14 protein-coding genes are annotated in these 15613 nt (G+C 69.8%); 9 read left to right on the top strand and 5 right to left on the bottom strand.

Features of this window, described 5'->3' with window-relative positions:
* Positions 1–32: 32 nt before the first annotated feature.
* Both WIX39_RS17870 and WIX39_RS17865 read left to right on the top strand, forming a co-directional pair.
* Positions 33–1265, top strand: a complete 1233-nt coding sequence (locus WIX39_RS17870) for a YbfB/YjiJ family MFS transporter (protein ID WP_409195510.1) — start codon at positions 33–35, stop codon at positions 1263–1265.
* On the top strand, positions 1262–1798 hold the full coding sequence (locus WIX39_RS17865; RefSeq protein WP_409195509.1) for a methylated-DNA--[protein]-cysteine S-methyltransferase: 537 nt from the start codon (positions 1262–1264) through the stop codon (positions 1796–1798). Before WIX39_RS17870 ends, WIX39_RS17865 begins: the two co-directional genes overlap by 4 nt.
* Before the next feature lie 6 nt (positions 1799–1804).
* Here the strand turns inward: WIX39_RS17865 and WIX39_RS17860 are convergent, their stop codons facing one another.
* Positions 1805–3052, bottom strand: a complete 1248-nt coding sequence (locus WIX39_RS17860) for an MFS transporter (RefSeq protein WP_409195508.1) — start codon at positions 3050–3052, stop codon at positions 1805–1807.
* Positions 3053–3107: 55 nt separating this feature from the next.
* Positions 3108–4046: a LysR family transcriptional regulator gene (locus WIX39_RS17855; protein WP_409195507.1), complete on the bottom strand. Its 939-nt coding sequence runs from the start codon at positions 4044–4046 to the stop codon at positions 3108–3110.
* A gap of 125 nt (positions 4047–4171) precedes the next feature.
* Between WIX39_RS17855 and WIX39_RS17850 the strand changes: the two genes are divergently transcribed.
* A complete protein-coding gene (locus WIX39_RS17850) occupies positions 4172–5032 on the top strand; it encodes an NmrA family NAD(P)-binding protein (RefSeq protein ID WP_409195506.1) in 861 nt (286 codons plus the stop codon).
* Here WIX39_RS17850 and gcvA read toward each other — a convergent pair.
* A complete protein-coding gene (gene gcvA / locus WIX39_RS17845) occupies positions 5029–5925 on the bottom strand; it encodes a transcriptional regulator GcvA (RefSeq protein WP_409196353.1) in 897 nt (298 codons plus the stop codon). The two genes, WIX39_RS17850 and gcvA, sit on opposite strands and share 4 nt — an antisense overlap.
* Positions 5926–6003: 78 nt before the next feature.
* Between gcvA and WIX39_RS17840 the strand changes: the two genes are divergently transcribed.
* Together WIX39_RS17840 and WIX39_RS17835 are read left to right on the top strand one after the other, a co-directional pair.
* Positions 6004–7182 carry an MFS transporter gene (locus WIX39_RS17840; protein ID WP_409195505.1) on the top strand — a complete coding sequence of 393 codons (1179 nt, stop codon included), beginning with the start codon at positions 6004–6006 and terminating at the stop codon, positions 7180–7182.
* A 43-nt stretch (positions 7183–7225) separates the two neighbouring features.
* Positions 7226–7846, top strand: coding sequence for a pyridoxamine 5'-phosphate oxidase family protein (locus WIX39_RS17835; protein ID WP_409195504.1), 621 nt, complete (start codon positions 7226–7228; stop codon positions 7844–7846).
* 44 nt (positions 7847–7890) lie between these two features.
* Here the strand turns inward: WIX39_RS17835 and WIX39_RS17830 are convergent, their stop codons facing one another.
* Entirely contained in the window at positions 7891–9189 is a 1299-nt protein-coding gene (locus WIX39_RS17830; protein ID WP_409195503.1) for an MFS transporter, read from the bottom strand.
* A 53-nt stretch (positions 9190–9242) separates the two neighbouring features.
* The gene (locus tag WIX39_RS17825) at positions 9243–11120 is read right to left on the bottom strand and encodes a M48 family metallopeptidase (RefSeq protein ID WP_409195502.1); all 1878 of its coding nucleotides are present in this window, start codon (positions 11118–11120) and stop codon (positions 9243–9245) included.
* A gap of 199 nt (positions 11121–11319) precedes the next feature.
* Here WIX39_RS17825 and WIX39_RS17820 point away from each other — a divergent pair, with 199 nt between their 5' ends.
* The 4 genes from WIX39_RS17820 to WIX39_RS17805 all read left to right on the top strand — a co-directional run bounded on the left by WIX39_RS17820 (position 11320) and on the right by WIX39_RS17805 (position 15613).
* On the top strand, positions 11320–12117 hold the full coding sequence (locus WIX39_RS17820) for an SDR family NAD(P)-dependent oxidoreductase (protein ID WP_081269483.1): 798 nt from the start codon (positions 11320–11322) through the stop codon (positions 12115–12117).
* 31 nt (positions 12118–12148) lie between these two features.
* Complete coding sequence (locus WIX39_RS17815) at positions 12149–13009, top strand: CmcJ/NvfI family oxidoreductase (RefSeq protein ID WP_409195501.1); 861 nt, start codon at positions 12149–12151, stop codon at positions 13007–13009.
* On the top strand, positions 13006–14337 hold the full coding sequence (locus WIX39_RS17810; RefSeq protein ID WP_409195500.1) for an LLM class flavin-dependent oxidoreductase: 1332 nt from the start codon (positions 13006–13008) through the stop codon (positions 14335–14337). The genes WIX39_RS17815 and WIX39_RS17810 overlap by 4 nt, the downstream gene beginning before the upstream one ends.
* A 61-nt stretch (positions 14338–14398) precedes the next feature.
* On the top strand, positions 14399–15613 hold the full coding sequence (locus tag WIX39_RS17805; protein WP_409195499.1) for a multidrug effflux MFS transporter: 1215 nt from the start codon (positions 14399–14401) through the stop codon (positions 15611–15613).

Below are 15613 nucleotides of genomic sequence, written 5' to 3'. Positions count from 1 at the left end.
CCGCAAAATGCGCGGCACCCCCTTTGCTGCTGATGTCGACCTCGCTCACTTCCACCGCCGCCCCGGCACAACCCGCGCTCCGTCTTGCATTCGCGCTCTCGATGGGCGCGGCCGTGTCGCTGGGCATCACGCGCTTCTCCTACGGTCTGCTGCTGCCGCCGATGCGCGCCGATCTCGGCTGGAGCTATGCGCTGGCCGGCGGCATGAACACGGCGAACGCGGTGGGCTACCTGATCGGCGCGCTGATCACGCCGATGCTGATGCGCCGCTTCGGCGTGACCCGGTTGCTGGTGGTGGGCGCCGTGCTGGCGAGTGTCTTCATGGCGGGCAGCGGCTTCGTGACGGCGGCACCGGCGTTGCTGCTGCAGCGCCTGCTGGCCGGTATTGCGAGCGCGTGGGTGTTCGTGGCGGGCGGCCTGCTGGCCGCGCGGCTCGGCGAGGCCGGCTCTTCGAGAGGCGGACTGCTGCTCGGCATCTACTACGGCGGTACCGGCTTCGGCATTGCGCTGTCGGCGCTGCTGGTGCCGCAGGTGTTGCGCGCGGCTGCGGACGTGCCGCACGGCTGGGCGTGGGCCTGGTGGGCATTGGCCATCGCCAGCGCGGCGGCCACCTGCCTGCTGGCGTGGGCGGGCCGTGCGATGCCGGACAGTGCTCCCGCTGCGCACGCCGCGCCGTCGTCCGCTGCAGCCGCCAGCGCACCGCCGGTCGCGCTGCGCCGATTCGGCTGGGCGCTGGCGGGCTATGCGCTGTTCGGCATGGGCTACATCGGCTACATGACGTTCGTGATCGCGCTGCTGCGGGAGCAGGGCGCGAGTGCCGGCTTCATCACGCTGTTCTATGCCTTGCTGGGTGTCGCCTGCGTGGCTTCCTCGCGGCTGTGGGCGGGCCTGCTCGACCGCTATCGCGGCGGCCAGCCGCAGGCGCTGCTGAACGGGCTGCTCGGCGTGGCCACGCTGCTGCCGGTGCTGAGCCCCTCGGCGCCGGTGGCGCTGGTGTCGGGCGTGCTGTTCGGCGGGGTGTTCCTGTCGGTGGTGGCGTCGACAACCGCGCTGGTGCGCCACAACCTGCCGCCCGCGCGCTGGGCGCAGGGCATCAGCATGTTCACCATCGTTTTCGCGGCGGGGCAGATCGTCGGGCCGACCGTCACCGGATGGATTTCCGACGGCGCCGGCGGCCTGGCGCGCGGCCTCGTGGCGTCCGCGATCACGCTGTGGGCTGCTGCCGTGCTTGCGTCGCGCCAGCATGCACTGCAGGAGGCGCCATGAGCGGCTTTGCCCTGTTCGAGACTGCCATCGGCATGTGCGCGCTGGCGTGGGGCCCGCAGGGGCTGGTCTGCGTGCAACTGCCCGCGGACGACGGCGAGCCGGCCACGCGGGCGCGCATGAGGCAGCGCTTTCCGGAACTGCGCGAAGGGCCGCCCGACCAGATGGCGCAGCGGGCCATTGCGGCCATCCAGGGCCTGCTGCAGGGCGTGCACGACGACCTGAGCCACATCGAACTCGACATGCGTGGCGTGTCCGAGTTTCACCAGCGCATCTACGCGATCGCGCGGCGCATTCCGCCGGGGCAGACGCGCACCTATGGAGAGATCGCCGAGGAGCTTGGCGACAAGAGCCTGTCGCGCGCGGTGGGGCAGGCCATGGGCCACAACCCCTTTGCGCCGGTGGTGCCGTGCCACCGCGTGCTGGCGGCGGGCAACAAGCCGGGCGGCTTCTCGGCCGGCGGTGGTGCGCTGACCAAGCTGCGCATGCTCGCCATCGAGGACGCGCGGCCCAACGGGATGGCTTCGCTGTTCTAGCAGCGCTCAGGTGGGCGCCAGCGCCGGCAGCCGGCGCAGCGTCGCGATGCGCGAGGCAAAGATGATCCCCGCCTGCAGCACGAAGCCCGCGAGCGCCAGCAGCAGGCAGGCCGACTCGCCCTGCGTGGCGCCGACCAGCCCCCCGAGTGCCGCGCCTATGGGCCGCGCGCCGGTGTTGATCGTCAGGAACACCGCCGACACGCGGCCGAGCATGGCCGGCGGCGCAACGCTCTGGCGCAGCGTGGCCGATGTGATGACCCAGACCATCGGCCCCGCGCCGAAGAGAAAGAACGACAGCGAGGCCAGCGCTGCGCTGGGCACGAAGAGCGTCGCCGTCATCAGCGCGCCGGCCACGACCGCTGCCGCCGGGCCTATCTGGATGGCGCGTCCGAACGGCATATGCGCCACCGCCCGCGCGGTCAGCAATGCGCCGAAAACCATGCCCGCGCCGTACATGGCGAGCGTGAAGCCGACCGCCTGCGCGCCGAGGCCGAGCACCCGCACCGCATAGGGCACGTAGGCCGCCTGCAGCACGAACCACGAGATGTTGAAGACCGCGCCGGTCATCAGCATGGGCCGCAGCAGTTCGTGCCGCCAGACGAAGCGCGCGCCGTCCCTCACGTCGAGCAGCGGATTGCGCCGCGATGCGGCTTGCACGCTCGGCGCCTCGCTGAGGCTCCACAGCAGGCCGACGGCCGAGACCGACAGCACGGCGGCGAGCACGAATGCAGCCGATGCGCCCGCCCACGCGACGAGCGCGCCTGCCAGTGCCGGCCCGGCAGTGAAGGCCGTGCTGCGGGCCAGTTCCAGCCGCCCGTTGGCCACGGCCAGTGCGTCGCGCGGCACGAGGGCCGGCACCAGCGCAGGCGCCGCGACGCTGAAGCCCACCGTGCCCACGGCACCAAGAAACCCGAGCACCGCAAGCCATGCAATGCCGAGCTTCGACCAGAGCACAAGCGCGAGCAGCATCAGCAGCGACGCCGCCCGCAACCCTTCGGCCCACACCATCAGCCGCCGCCGCGACATGCGATCTGCCAGCAAGCCCAGCGGCATGGAGACCAGCAGGAAAGGCAGTGTCTGGATGGCCGCGAGGAAGCCGATTTCTCCGGGCCCGGCCTTGAGCGCCATCACGGCGACCAGCGGCACGGCCGCGAGGCTCAACTGTTCGGCGGACTGCGCGGCGAGGTTGGACCACGCGAGATTCCGGAAGGCGCGGGGCAGCGGTGTCGTCGTCGGCGTCGTGGTGGGGATCATGCCGGCATCGTGCGGCCGGCCGGCCAATGGCGCTGGCCGCTTCCGGACACGAGCATCAGCGCCTGGGCTTCGGTTTCGATGCAGGCGAAGACACTGGAGAGACGACCTCCATCACGAAATCGATGAACGCCCGCACTTTGGCGGCCGGCAGGTGGCGTGACGGGTAGAGCGCATAGAGCGCAAGCCGCTCGTCGGGCCAGTCCGGAAACAGGTCGACCAGCTCGCCGCTGTCGAGCTGCGGCTGTATGCCCACGGCCTTGATCTGCGCCACGCAGATGCCGGCGAGCACGGTTTCCAGCACGGTGCCCGGATCGGTGAGCAGCAGCCGCCCGGTGGTGGGCACCTGCACGAGCTTGCGTCCGCGCTGGAACTCCCACGAATAGGGTTGCCCCGTGGCCGGATTGCGCACCTGCAGGCAGGCATGGCCGCCGAGATCAGCCGGCTTCGCGGGGCGACCATGCCGTGCCAGGTAGGCGGGCGTTGCGACGGTGACGACGCGCGAGTCCATCAGCTTGCGAGCCACCAGCGACGACGACGGTGGCTCGCCGAAGCGCACGGCGATGTCGAAGCCTTCGGCCACCAGGTCGCCGAGCTGTTCGCGCGCAACCAGTTCCAGCGTGAGTTCGGGGTATTGCGCAAGGAAGCGCGGCAGGTGGCGCGCCAGCAGAAGGCGTGAGGTGAATGCGTCGGTGTTGACGCGCAGGCGCCCGCGCACCGCGCCGGATGCGCCCGACGCGATCGTCACCGCGTCCTCGATGCCGAGCACCAGCGGATTGATGTTGGCGTGGAGCAGCCGGCCTTCGTCGGTGAGGTTCAGCGAGCGCGTGGTGCGGTCGAACAGCCGCACGCCGATGCGTGCCTCGAGCCGCGCGATGGAGCGGCTCACGCCGGAGGGTGTGAGGCCCAGCGCCGTGGCGGCGTTGGCGAAGCTGCCGCCTTCGACCACGGCGGCCAGCACGCTGACGTTGGAGAGGAGGCGTCCGTCGAGTGTCATTGCGCGCGTTTTTAATTGGTGATCAGGTGTCATGAATGATATGCCGCTCAGTCGCTTTACTCAAAGATGGCGCGTTCCTACCATTCGACCCCATCGTGACTCCACGCATTCGAAAGGAAAGTTTCATGTACGCAATCACCGGTATCACAGGCAAGGTCGGCGGTGCCGTCGCGCGCACCTTGCTGGCCGCGGGCCAGCCCGTTCGAGCGGTCGTCCGCGACGCGGCCAAGGGCAGCTTCTGGGCCGACCAGGGCTGCGAGGTCGCCATCGCGGAAATGGAGGACGCGCAGGCGCTCACCCATGCCTTCACCGGCGCGACGGGCGTCTTCGTGCTGCCGCCTTCGGAGTTCGATCCGCAGCCCGGGTTTCCCGAGGCGAGGGCGGTGATCGGCGCGGTGCGCCAGGCGCTCGATGCCGCGCGGCCCGCCAGGGCGGTGTGCCTGTCGACCGTGGGCGCGCAGGCCGCGCAGCCCAACCTGCTGAGCCAGCGCACGCTGATGGAAGAAGCGCTGGCCACGCTGCCGCTGCCGGTGACCTTCCTGCGGCCCGCATGGTTCCTGGAGAACCTGGCCTGGGACATCGCGCAGGCCCGCGAACAGGGCGTGCTCTCCAGCTACCTGCAACCGCTGGAGCGCGCGGTGCCGATGGTCGCCACCGCCGACGTGGGCCGCGTCGCCGCCGAATTGCTGATGCAGCCGGGCGAGCCGCCGCGCATCGTCGAGCTCGAGGGCCCGCAGCGCCTGAGTCAGCACGACATCGCGGCTGCCTTGTCGGCGGTGCTGGGCCGCGCGGTGCAGGCGCAGGCGGTGCCGCGCGAGACCTGGGGCGCGGTCTTTCTTGCGCAGGGCATGCGCGACCCGGTGCCGCGCATCCAGATGCTCGACGGCTTCAACGAGGGCTGGATCACCTTCGCGGGCGGCGATGCCGACGTGCGCAAGGGCACCGTCGGCGTGGCGGACGTGCTCCGGTCGCTGGCGGCGTCCTAAGTCGTCCTGGTGGCCTCGGCCTGCATGCGCTCGAACCACTCCGCCACGTAGGCCGCCTCCGGCGCGGCGTCGGGCGACAGGCCGTAGTAGTAACGGTCCAGCGTCATGCGCAGCGCGGGCAGCGGCGACTGCAGCCGGCCGGAGGCCAGGTCGTGCGACACCAGGGATGTGGGCGCCAGCGCGATGCCCAGCCCGTCGACCGCGGCCTGCAGCACGAAGTGCAGGTGGTCGAACTGCAGCCGGCCCGCGGGCCTTGCGCGCGGCGCGCCGAACTGCTTCTTCCAGGCGTCCCAGTCGTCCTTGCGCGTCTTGGCCGACAGCAGCACATGTGACGCCAGCGAACGCAGGTCGTCCAGCGGATGGGTCTTGAAGAGAGAGGGCGCGCCAACGACCAGCACCTCGTCTTTCAGGAAGGGGCGCGCCTTGATGGACGGCGGCCAGCCTTCGCGCCCCCGCCGCACCGCGATGTCGAAGCTGTCGACCGCCTGCTCGGGCATCACGGTGCTGGTGACCACCTGCGGCTCGATGTCGGGATATTGCTCGACGAAGGACGGCAGGCGCGGAATGAGCCAGCGCACCGCGAAAGAAGGGCGCACGTTGATGCGCACCGCGCGCGCCGTGCCCTGTGCCTGCAGCGCCCGCGCCGCCGCGCCGATCTGCGCCAGCGCCGGTTCGACCTCGGCAAAGAACTGCTGCCCCTCGGCGGTCAGCGCCACCTGGCGGATGCGGCGCTCGAACAGCTCCACGCCCAGGAACTCTTCCAGGCTCTTGATCTGCCGGCTCACGGCGCTGTGCGTGACATGCAGCTCGAGCGCCGCGCGCGTGAAACTCAGGTGGCGGGCTGCGGCGGCAAAGGCGCGCACGGCGTTGAGGGGCGGCTCGCGAAACTGCATGCGTGCAATTTTCTCACGCATGGCCGGCGTTTAAGTCGTTTGTCAGGCACGCGTGGCGCGGCGCACCATCGGCGCTCGATGTCCAGCTCTCCACCCGCTCCCGCCCCGAATTCCACCGACCTGGATTCCCGCCACGCCGCAATGGCGCTCGGCCTCTCGCTGCCAGCCGACGTGGTGCTCTACCTGCTGCTGCCGATGTATGCCGACCAGTTCGGCGTGACGCTGGCCCAGGCCGGCATGCTGCTCGCCGCCAACCGGCTGGTGCGCATCGCGGGCTACGGCTTCGTCGCCCGCTTCTATGCGCGCAACGGCGACCGGCCCACCTGCACCCTGGCTGTCTTGGCGGCCGCGGTCTGCGGGCTCGGCTACGCCACGCTGTCGGGCTTCTGGGCGCTGCTGCCGCTGCGGCTGATGTGGGGCCTGTGCTTCGCGGCGCTGAACCTGTCGACGCAGGCGCTGGCCACGGCCGACCCGCTCGGCGCGGCGCGGCGCAACGGGCGCTCGCGTGCCGTCATCGCGATGGGGCCGGTGCTGGCGCTGCCGCTGGGCGCGTTGCTCGCGCACTGGGTCGGGCCGCGCGTGATCTTCGGCATCCTCGCGGTGTTCTCGCTGCTCGCCTGCCTGGTCACGCGGCGGCTGCCCTCGGCGCCGCACCCCGTGGGCAAGCCTGCGCGGCGCTTCAAGCGGCCCAACAGCCTCGACGGCTGGTCGTTCATGGAAGGGCTGACGCTGGACGGGCTCTTCATCGTCGGCCTGTCCTACCTCGGCAAGGACCTGATGCCGGGCGGCGCGGTGATCGTCGCCGGCGTTCTGATGGCGCTGCGCTACCTGGCGGAGATCCTGCTGAGCCCGGTCGGCGGGCACATGGCGGAGCGCTTCGGCGCCGAGCGGCTACTGGTGAGCCTGTCGCTCGTCACGGCCATTGCGCTGGTGGGCTTCGGCCTCGGCTGGCTGTGGAGCTGCGCGGCGCTGATCGTGGTGCTGCGCGCCCTGCAGCTACCGCTGCTGCCGCCCATCGTGGCGCGGCGCACGCCCGGACCGGAGCGTGTGCAGGCGCTGGCCGCGCGATCCGTCTGGCGCGACATCGGCGCCGGCACCGGGCCGCTGATCGCGGGGCTGCTGCTGCCGGTGGCTTCGCCGCCGTGGATCTACGGCATCGCCGCGCTGCTGCTGGCGCTCACGGCGCTGGCCTGCGGCTGGAACTCGCCGCCCGTGGCCGCAGATGCGGATGCGGACGCGGCGGGCACCATGGGCTGAACACCAATCCCGTCTTTCCCCCTCATCACCTGGAGCTCCCGCAATGACCACGCCGCACGCCATCGAAACCCTGGCGCAGCTCGAAGCCCTGTTCGGCCAGCCCGGCGAAGCCGCGCTGAAGAAAGAGGTGCCGTACCTGCACCCGGCCTACCGGGCGTTGATCGAGGCGTCTCCCTTTGCCGTGCTCTCGACCATCGGCCCCGGCGGCCTCGACGCCTCGCCGCGCGGCGACCCGCCGGGCTTCGTCATGGTGCAGGACGAAAACACGCTGCTGATGCCCGAGCGGCGCGGCAACAACCGCATCGACAGCCTGCGCAACATCGTGGCCGACCCGCGCGTGGCGCTGCTGTTCCTGATTCCTGGCGTGGGCGAGACGCTGCGCGTGAACGGCAGGGCGCGCATCACCGTCGAGCCGCAGCTGCTGGCCCGCCTCGCAATGGAAGGCAAGCCGCCGCAGTGCGTGATCGAGATCCGCGTGGAGACGGTGTTCTTCCAGTGCGCGCGTGCCATCCAGCGCTCCAGGCTGTGGGAGCCGGTGCCGGCGGATGCGAAGCGCACGGTGCCGACGCCGGGGGCCATTCTGTCGGCGTTGACCGAAGCGGAATTCGATGGCGAGACCTACGACAGGGAGCTGCCTGCGAGGCAGAAGGCCACGCTCTACTGAGTGTGCCTGTCCGCCGCGCGAACGCCCGAGACGGAAGCCTTCGCTCAGGCCCGCCCGGCCGCCACCGCCTGCTCCGTGCGCGAGTCGTGCCCGATGATCAGCACCAGCACGAAGGCCACCACCGACAGCAGCGCGAGGAAGATCACCGCGTAGATGTCGTTGCCCATGCGGTCCTTCAGCGCGCCGAAGATCGTCGGGCCGATGTAGCCGCCGAGGTTGCCGATGGAGTTGATCCACGCAATGCCTGCCGCCGCCGCGGTGCCGCTCAGGATGGCGGTGGGCAGCGTCCAGAAGGTGGGCAGCGCACTGAAGATGCCGAAGGCGGCCAGCGTCACGGCGGCCATCTTGGGCACGGGCGAGCTGGTCTCCGCAGCCAGCACCAGGCCCACGAAGATGCAGGCCAGCGGAATCAGCAGGAACCACTTGCGCTCCTTGCGCGCATCGGAAGCGCGCGTCCAGAACAGCATGGCGACGGCGCCGACCAGGTACGGGAAGGCATTGATGAAGCCGATCTGCACATTGCTCAGCCCGCCGAAGCCCTTGATGATCTGCGGCAGGAAGAAGCTCAGGCCGTACAGCGGCACGGTGATGCCCATGTAGACGAAGCCCAGCCCGATCACGCGCGGGTTCAGCAGCGACTGCTTCCAGGAGATCTTGTTGATCGACTCGCGGTTCTGGCGCTCGGCGTCCAGCGTGCGCTGCAGCCAGGTGCGTTCTTCATCGGTGAGCCACTTGGCGTCCTTGGGGCCGTCGGGCAGGTACATCAGCACGAAGAAGGTCAGGATGAGCGAAGGCACCGCCTCCAGGATGAACAGCCACTGCCAGCCGTGCATGCCTCCGATGCCGTCCATGTTCAGGATGTAGCCCGAGATGGGCGAGCCGATCACGGTCGAGATGGGAATCGCGAACATGAACCAGCCCACGATGCGCGCGCGATACGCCGCCGGAAACCACAGCGTGATGTAGAAGATCACGCCGGGGAAGAAGCCGGCCTCGGCAATGCCCAGCAGGAAGCGCACCACGTTGAAGCTGGTCGCGCCGCCCACCCAGGCCTGCGCCGCCGACAGGATGCCCCAGCTGAACATGATGCGGGCAATCCAGCGGCGCGCGCCGAAGCGTTCGAGCGCCATGTTGCTGGGCACCTCGAACAGGAAGTACGCAAGAAAGAAGATGCCGGCCGCGCTGCCGAACACGGCGGCGGTGAAGCCCAGGTCCTTCGACATGGCCGCGCCGGCGAAGCCGAGGTTCACGCGGTCGAGGTAGGCGATGAAGTAGCTGATCATCAGCAGCGGCAGAAGCCGCCAGCTGATCTTCGAGATGGTTCTCTGTTCGACGGGGTTCATGGTTGTCTCCGGTGTTGTGTGGATTGGTTTTTGTGGAGGCTGTCGCTGCGGTGTCAGTCGTGTGGTGATGGCTCCCGCTGCTGCTGTTGCTGTTGTGCCCGCATGACCTGGTGCCGCTGCCAGTAGTGGCCGGCCGCGGCCTTGAAGTGTTCCTTCTGCTTGCCCAGGCCGCCCAGCTTGACCTTGGTGGTGCGCGCGCCGCCGAGTGTGCGCTTGTCGTGGTGGGTGACGATGAGGGTGTCGCCGAAGCTGCTGTCCTTGTAGGTCAGGCCCTTGACCTCGTCCCACGGAATCGGCGCGGCGCCGTCGGCGCTCGGGTGCAGGCCGCTGTAGCTCACGTCGATGCGGTTGCCGTTCTTCAGCGCAAAGCTGACCGGCGGAAAGTGGCGCAGCACCACGGCGCGCTCTTCTTCGGTTGCCGGCTCGTAGCGGTAGGCGAGGCTGAGCTCGTGGTTCTGCGCGAAGCGCTGCTCGTACTCGCTCCACATGCGCTGCTCGATGGCGGCGGCGGTCTCGATGAAGTCGGCCCACGAGGCCTGCGGCGCGGCGGCGACGATGGCGCCGTAGGCGGTCTCGGGCACGTGGTGGCCGACGTTGCGCATGCGCTCCAGCAGCGGCGGATGGCTGTCGTAGGGGTGCGGAACGCCGGCGGTCTTCATGGCTTCGATGAAGTCTTTCGAGCCGGCATACGGCGGCAGTCCGGCCGCCACGAAGCCGGCGATGCCCAGCGCGCCGTCGTGACGGCGGTCATGCTCGAACAGCCTGCGCTCGACGTCGTTGCGGTAGCTGGCGTAGGCGGAAATCTTGATCAGCGACTGCACGATGGCACTGGGCGCCGTGAGGCCGGCGGCCACGCGGTCGGCCCTGTGCTCGCGCTCGCGGCTGTCGCGTGCAAGGGCGAACGCGAAGATCATGCGGTACAGCCGCAGGAGGTAGTGCGCCACGATGGTCAGGCCGGCGCCGCGCATCTTCCAGGTGTACTGGTCGAACTGCAGCAGCTTGGGGCCGAGCGCCGCGCTGCTGCGGGTGTCGCCGCCGCCCAGGTGGGCCAGTTCGTGCGCCAGCACCGCGTCGGCTTCGGTCTGGTCGAGCACGCGCAGCAACGGAATGCTCACGAACAGCGTGCGGCCTTGCAGCGCTTGGCCGCGCACTTCGCAGGGTGCCTCGGTCACGAAGAAGTTGGTGTCGATACCCGCCACGATCTGGTCGGGCGGCGCGGTCTGAACGCGGGCGGCCAGCTGGCGGATGCGCTCCCACAGGCGCGGGGCATCGGCCTCGGCGACCAGCTCGCCCTCGATCTCGTTGTCCGAGGGCAGCTTCTTGAACAGCGTATAGACGGCATAGAACACGGCCGCCGCTGCCGCGATGCCCGCGATGGCGATCAGCTTGATGTAGTAGCTGTGCCAGAAATAGGCGGTGACCCAGAACGACAGCCACACCAGCATGGCGCCCTGCAGCACGACCTCGACGGCGCTCGACACCGTCATCAGCCGCCAGCCCGCGACGAAGCTGGCATAGCGCAGGCCGCGGTTGGCAAAGGCCAGCGCGCCCAGCACCAGCGCCGCCGCGAGCAGCGCGGCGCCGAGCCCGATGGTCCAGATGGCGGCGCGGTCGGCCCAGTGGAACTGCCACTGCATCGAATAGGGGCTGCAGACCTTGTCGTGGAAGTTCCTGTCTTCGGGCGACGTGGCGTCGCAGGCCTTGGAGAGCGGATGCGAGCGATAGAAGGCGGTGGCTTCGGCCTTGTCCTCGGGCGAAAGCCGGGCGTCGCCGGCGATGCGCTTTTCTATCGATTGAAGGAAGGCCGTGTCCTGCGAGCGCAGGGCGTATTCGGTGAAGACCAGTGTCGCCGCCGGAATGGCGAAGAGCGACACCAGCGTCAGCGCGAACACGCGCAAGAGATCGGTGCGGATCGTGCGGGCAAGAGCCATCGAAAACTTCTCCTGGAAAGCGATTGCTGTGTTTCGTTATGGGGCGGTCCGGGGAAGCCGATAGCGTAGCGGGCGCGGCGCATGGAGTGAAGCGCCGCATGCGTCAAGCGGCCGCCGGCACCGACCAGCTACCGAATAAGGTTATCGCTTTTGAATACTTCCGCGCTCCGGGGCGCAGGTATAGCCTTCGTGCTCGCCCATGGCTGTCACCTCCGTCACTCCCTCCGTTTCTTCGTCCCGCACCGGCCCGTCTCCGGTCGCATGGATCGCCGGTGTCGGCGCCAGCGCCGGCCTGGGTGCCGCACTGGCGCGGCGCTTCGCGGCCGAAGGTTTCATCGTCGCGCTGACCGGGCGCACGCAGGCCCAGCTCGATGCGGTGGCCGCGGAAATCGTGGCGTCCGGCGGGCGCGCGCATGCGTTCGCGGGCGACGTGGCGAGCGAGGCCGAGATCCACGGCATTGCGCAGAAGGCGAGGGCGCTGGGGCCGCTCACCGTGGCCATCTTCAATGCCGCGAGCGCGGTGCGCGCGCCGACGCTGGAGCTTTCCGTCGAGCAGTTCACGCAGGCCTGGCGCACCAGCGCGCTGGGCGGTTTCATCTTCGGGCACGAGGCCTTGCGCGGCCTGCTGGCCAACAGCTTCGAGGCTTCCGGCTCGCAAGGGCGCGGCACCTTGCTTTTCACCGGCGCCACCGCGGCGCTGCGCGGCAAGCCGCCGTTCGCGGCCTTCGCGGCGGCCAAGGCCGCCTTGCGTTCGCTGAGCCAGAGCCTGGCGCGCGAGTTCGGCCCGCAGGGCGTGCACGTGGCGCATGTGGTGATCGACGGCGGCATCGACGGCGAGCGGCTGCGCACCGGCGCGCCGCAGCGCGTGGCGCAGGCCGGCGGCGACGGCCTGCTGCAGCTCGAGGCCATCGCCGAAAGTTACTGGCAGCTGCATGTGCAGCACCGCAGTGCGTGGACGCAGGAACTCGACCTGCGCCCCTTCAAGGAGCCGTTTTGATCAAGGCAACAAGCAGCAGGAGCCGGACCCCATGAGCGCCGGATCGAACAGCCAGTTGCTGGCCGCCACGCTGCCGTCGGTGGAGGCGGAAGTCAATTACTTGAAGGCGGGCGAGGGCCGCCCGGTCAGCTACACCTTCGAGCCGCCGCCCGGCACGCCGTGGGTCACGGGCAGGCTGGAGCCGCGCCGCGTGACCATACGCGACGGCCGGCCGCTGGTGGCGCTGAACGAGCTGTCGCTCGACCGCAGCGGCTTCACGCAGATATCGCACCGCAGCGCGGTGGCCGACTTCTCGCACGACGCCACCATCCGCGACATCTACTACCGCGAGTCCGAGGCGCTGCTGCGCGACATCACGGGCGCCGAGAAGATCGTGGTGTTCGACCACACGCTGCGCGACAGCGCCCAGGGCTCGCGCCGCACGGCCGACCTGCGCGAGCCGGTGCGCCGCGTGCACAACGACCAGACTTTCGTCTCCGCGCCGCGCCGCGTGCGCGACCACCTGCCGCCCGAAGAAGCGGCGGAGCGCCTGAAGCACCGCTTCGCCATCGTCAACCTCTGGCGCCCGCTGGCCACGGTGGAGCGGCTGCCGCTCGCGCTGTGCGACGCGCGCTCCATCGCCTTGGAAGACATGGTGCCCGGCGACCTCGTCTATCCCGACAAGGTCGGCGAGATCTACTCGTTCACCTACAACCCCGGCCACCGCTGGTACTGGTTTCCGCGGCTTCGGCCCGACGAGGCGCTGGTGCTGAAAATCTACGACTCGCGCGAGGACGGCACCGCGCGCTTCACCGCGCACACCGCCTTCGAAGACCCCGGCAGCGCGCCCGAAGCGCCGCCGCGCCGCAGCATCGAGCTGCGCGCGCTGGTGTTCTGGCCGGCCGGCAGATGAGCGCCGGCAAGCAACTGCGGCTGGGCGCGTTCATGCGCCCGGTGAGCATCCACACCGGCGCGTGGCGCTACCCGGGCGCATGGCCCGATGCCAACTTCAACTTCGCGCGCATCAGGCAACTGGCGCAGACGCTGGAGCGCGGCCGCTTCGACGCCTTCTTCATGGCCGACCACCTGGCCGTGCTGAACATGCCGATCGAGGCGCTGCAGCGCAGCCACACGGTGACTTCGTTCGAGCCGTTCACGCTGCTGTCGGCGCTGGCGCAGCACACGCAGCACATCGGGCTGGTGGCCACCGCTTCGACCACCTTCGACGAGGCTTTTCACATCGCGCGCCGCTTCGCCTCGCTCGACCACCTGAGCGAAGGGCGCGCGGGCTGGAACATCGTCACCACCTCCAACCCCGACGCCGCGCTGAACTTCGGCCGCGAAGACCACATGGAACACGACGAGCGCTATGCCCGCGCCCGCGAGTTCTACGACGTGGTCACGGGCCTTTGGGACAGCTGGGCCGACGACGCTTTCGAGCGCGACGTGGAGAGCGGCCGCTTCTTCGACCCCGCGCGGATGCACGTGCTGAACCACAAGGGCAAGTACCTGTCCGTGCGTGGGCCGCTGCACATCGCGCGGCCGGTGCAGGGCTGGCCGGTGATCGTGCAGGCCGGCGCGTCGGAGCCCGGCCGGCAACTTGCCGCCGAGACCGCCGAGGTGGTGTTCTCCGCGCCCGGCACGCTGGAGAACGCCAGGCGCTTCTATGCGGACGTGAAGGGCCGCATGCAGAAGATCGGCCGCGAGCGCGACCATCTCAAGATCCTGCCGGGCGCCTTCGTGGTGGTCGGCGACACGGTGGAGGAGGCCAGGGCCATCCGTGCCCGGCTCGACAGCCTGGTGCACTACGACAGCGCCATCGCCTCGCTCTCCGTCGCGCTCGGCCACGATGCGTCCGGGTTCGACCCCGACGCGCCCTTGCCCGAAGTGCCCGAGACCAACGCGAGCCAGAGCGGGCGCGAGCGCGTGATCGACCTGGCACGGCGCGAGAAACTCACGGTGCGGCAGCTGGCCCAGCGCCTGGGCGGCTACGGCGGCCTGGCTTTCGTCGGCACGCCGCAAGGCATTGCCGACGAGATGCAGGAATGGCTGGAGGCCGAAGGCTGCGACGGCTTCAACGTGATGTTCCCGTGGCTGCCCGGCGGGCTCGATGCCTTCGTCGACAAGGTGGTGCCCGAACTGCAGCGCCGCGGCATCTTCCGGCGCGAGTACGAAGGTCGTACCTTGCGCGAGAACCTCGGCCTGCCGCGCCCGGCCAACCGATTCTTTGCCCAGAATTAGCGCCGCCTGAGCGCAGACCCCACGGCTGCAGCGATTGCCGCGCTTGGCGACAATCGGGTCAATGCGTTCTTCTCCTTTCTTCAAGATGGCCCTGTTGCTGGGCCTGCTCTCGGCCATCGGGCCTTTCGCCATCGACATGTACCTGCCGGCGCTGCCGGCCATCGGCCAGAGCCTGCATGCCGACATCGGCGCGGTGCAGATGAGCCTCACGGCGTTCTTCCTGTCGCTCGGCGCGGGCCAGCTTCTCTACGGGCCGATCTCCGACATGGTCGGGCGCAAGCCGCCGCTGTACGCCGGGCTGGTGCTGTTCGCGCTGGCGAGCGTGGGCTGTGCCATGGCCACCGACATCCAGACGCTGATCGTGCTGCGCTTCGTGCAGGGCCTGGGCGCCGCCGCCGGCATGGCGATTCCGCGCGCGGTGGTGCGCGACCTGCACACCGGCACCGACGCGGCGCGGCTGATGTCGCTGCTGATGCTGGTGTTCAGCGTGTCGCCGATCCTTGCGCCGCTCGCGGGCAGCGCGGTCATCGCCCTCGCCGGCTGGCGCGGCGTGTTCTGGGCCGTGACGATTGCGGCGGTGGCGGGGCTGGCCATGATGGTCAAGCTGCTCGACGAGACGCGCCCGGCCTCCGAGCGCGTGGAAAGCAGCCTGGGCAGCGCGCTTTCGGCCTACTGGCTGCTGCTGCGCGACCGGCATTACCTGGGCCTGGTGTTCATCGGCAGCTTCGCGATGGCGGGCTTCTTCACCTACCTGGCCAATTCGTCGTTCGTGATGATCGACCACTACGGCCTGTCGCCCGCGCTGTACAGCGTGGCCTTCGGCGTGAACGCCGCCGCCTTCATTGCGGCGTCGCAGTTCACCGGGGCGCTGGGCGAGCGCTACGGGCTGGTCAACCTGGTGAAGTTCGGCGTGGTCTGCTGCGGCGTGGCGATGGTCGCGATGTTCGTGTACTTCGCGGCGGGCGGCGACAGCATCTGGGTGCTCATCGTCCTGTATTTCATCGCCTCGGGTTTCATGGGGCTGGTGATTCCGACCACCGGCGTGCTGGCGCTCGAAATGCACGGTGCCATCGCGGGCACCGCCTCGGCGCTGCTCGGCACGCTGCAGATGCTGACGGGCGCGCTGGCGATGGCGCTGGTGGGCCTCTTCACCGACGGCCGCCCGCTGCCGATGGTGGCCGGCATGGCAGCCGGCGCCCTGATCGCGCTGGTGCTGACCTGGCTCACGCTTGGCGGCGTGCGCTCCGAACCCGCCGCGCGGGCGCAGCAGGCCTGA

This window comes from Variovorax sp. AB1(2024) (assembly GCF_037482385.2).
Taxonomy (GTDB): Bacteria; Pseudomonadota; Gammaproteobacteria; order Burkholderiales; family Burkholderiaceae_C; genus Variovorax.
This window is presented reverse-complemented; position numbering and strand designations above follow the sequence as displayed.

What these genes read in the sequence shown, in the direction of transcription:
- WIX39_RS17870 (WP_409195510.1), top strand. Translation starts at nt 33, where the DNA reads ATGTCGACCTCGCTCACTTCCACCGCCGCCCCGGCACAACCCGCGCTC.
- WIX39_RS17865 (WP_409195509.1), top strand. Translation starts at nt 1,262, where the DNA reads ATGAGCGGCTTTGCCCTGTTCGAGACTGCCATCGGCATGTGCGCGCTG.
- WIX39_RS17860 (WP_409195508.1), bottom strand. Translation starts at nt 3,052, where the DNA reads ATGATCCCCACCACGACGCCGACGACGACACCGCTGCCCCGCGCCTTC.
- WIX39_RS17855 (WP_409195507.1), bottom strand. Translation starts at nt 4,046, where the DNA reads ATGACACTCGACGGACGCCTCCTCTCCAACGTCAGCGTGCTGGCCGCC.
- WIX39_RS17850 (WP_409195506.1), top strand. Translation starts at nt 4,172, where the DNA reads ATGTACGCAATCACCGGTATCACAGGCAAGGTCGGCGGTGCCGTCGCG.
- gcvA (WP_409196353.1), bottom strand. Translation starts at nt 5,925, where the DNA reads ATGCAGTTTCGCGAGCCGCCCCTCAACGCCGTGCGCGCCTTTGCCGCC.
- WIX39_RS17840 (WP_409195505.1), top strand. Translation starts at nt 6,004, where the DNA reads ATGTCCAGCTCTCCACCCGCTCCCGCCCCGAATTCCACCGACCTGGAT.
- WIX39_RS17835 (WP_409195504.1), top strand. Translation starts at nt 7,226, where the DNA reads ATGACCACGCCGCACGCCATCGAAACCCTGGCGCAGCTCGAAGCCCTG.
- WIX39_RS17830 (WP_409195503.1), bottom strand. Translation starts at nt 9,189, where the DNA reads ATGAACCCCGTCGAACAGAGAACCATCTCGAAGATCAGCTGGCGGCTT.
- WIX39_RS17825 (WP_409195502.1), bottom strand. Translation starts at nt 11,120, where the DNA reads ATGGCTCTTGCCCGCACGATCCGCACCGATCTCTTGCGCGTGTTCGCG.
- WIX39_RS17820 (WP_081269483.1), top strand. Translation starts at nt 11,320, where the DNA reads ATGGCTGTCACCTCCGTCACTCCCTCCGTTTCTTCGTCCCGCACCGGC.
- WIX39_RS17815 (WP_409195501.1), top strand. Translation starts at nt 12,149, where the DNA reads ATGAGCGCCGGATCGAACAGCCAGTTGCTGGCCGCCACGCTGCCGTCG.
- WIX39_RS17810 (WP_409195500.1), top strand. Translation starts at nt 13,006, where the DNA reads ATGAGCGCCGGCAAGCAACTGCGGCTGGGCGCGTTCATGCGCCCGGTG.
- WIX39_RS17805 (WP_409195499.1), top strand. Translation starts at nt 14,399, where the DNA reads ATGCGTTCTTCTCCTTTCTTCAAGATGGCCCTGTTGCTGGGCCTGCTC.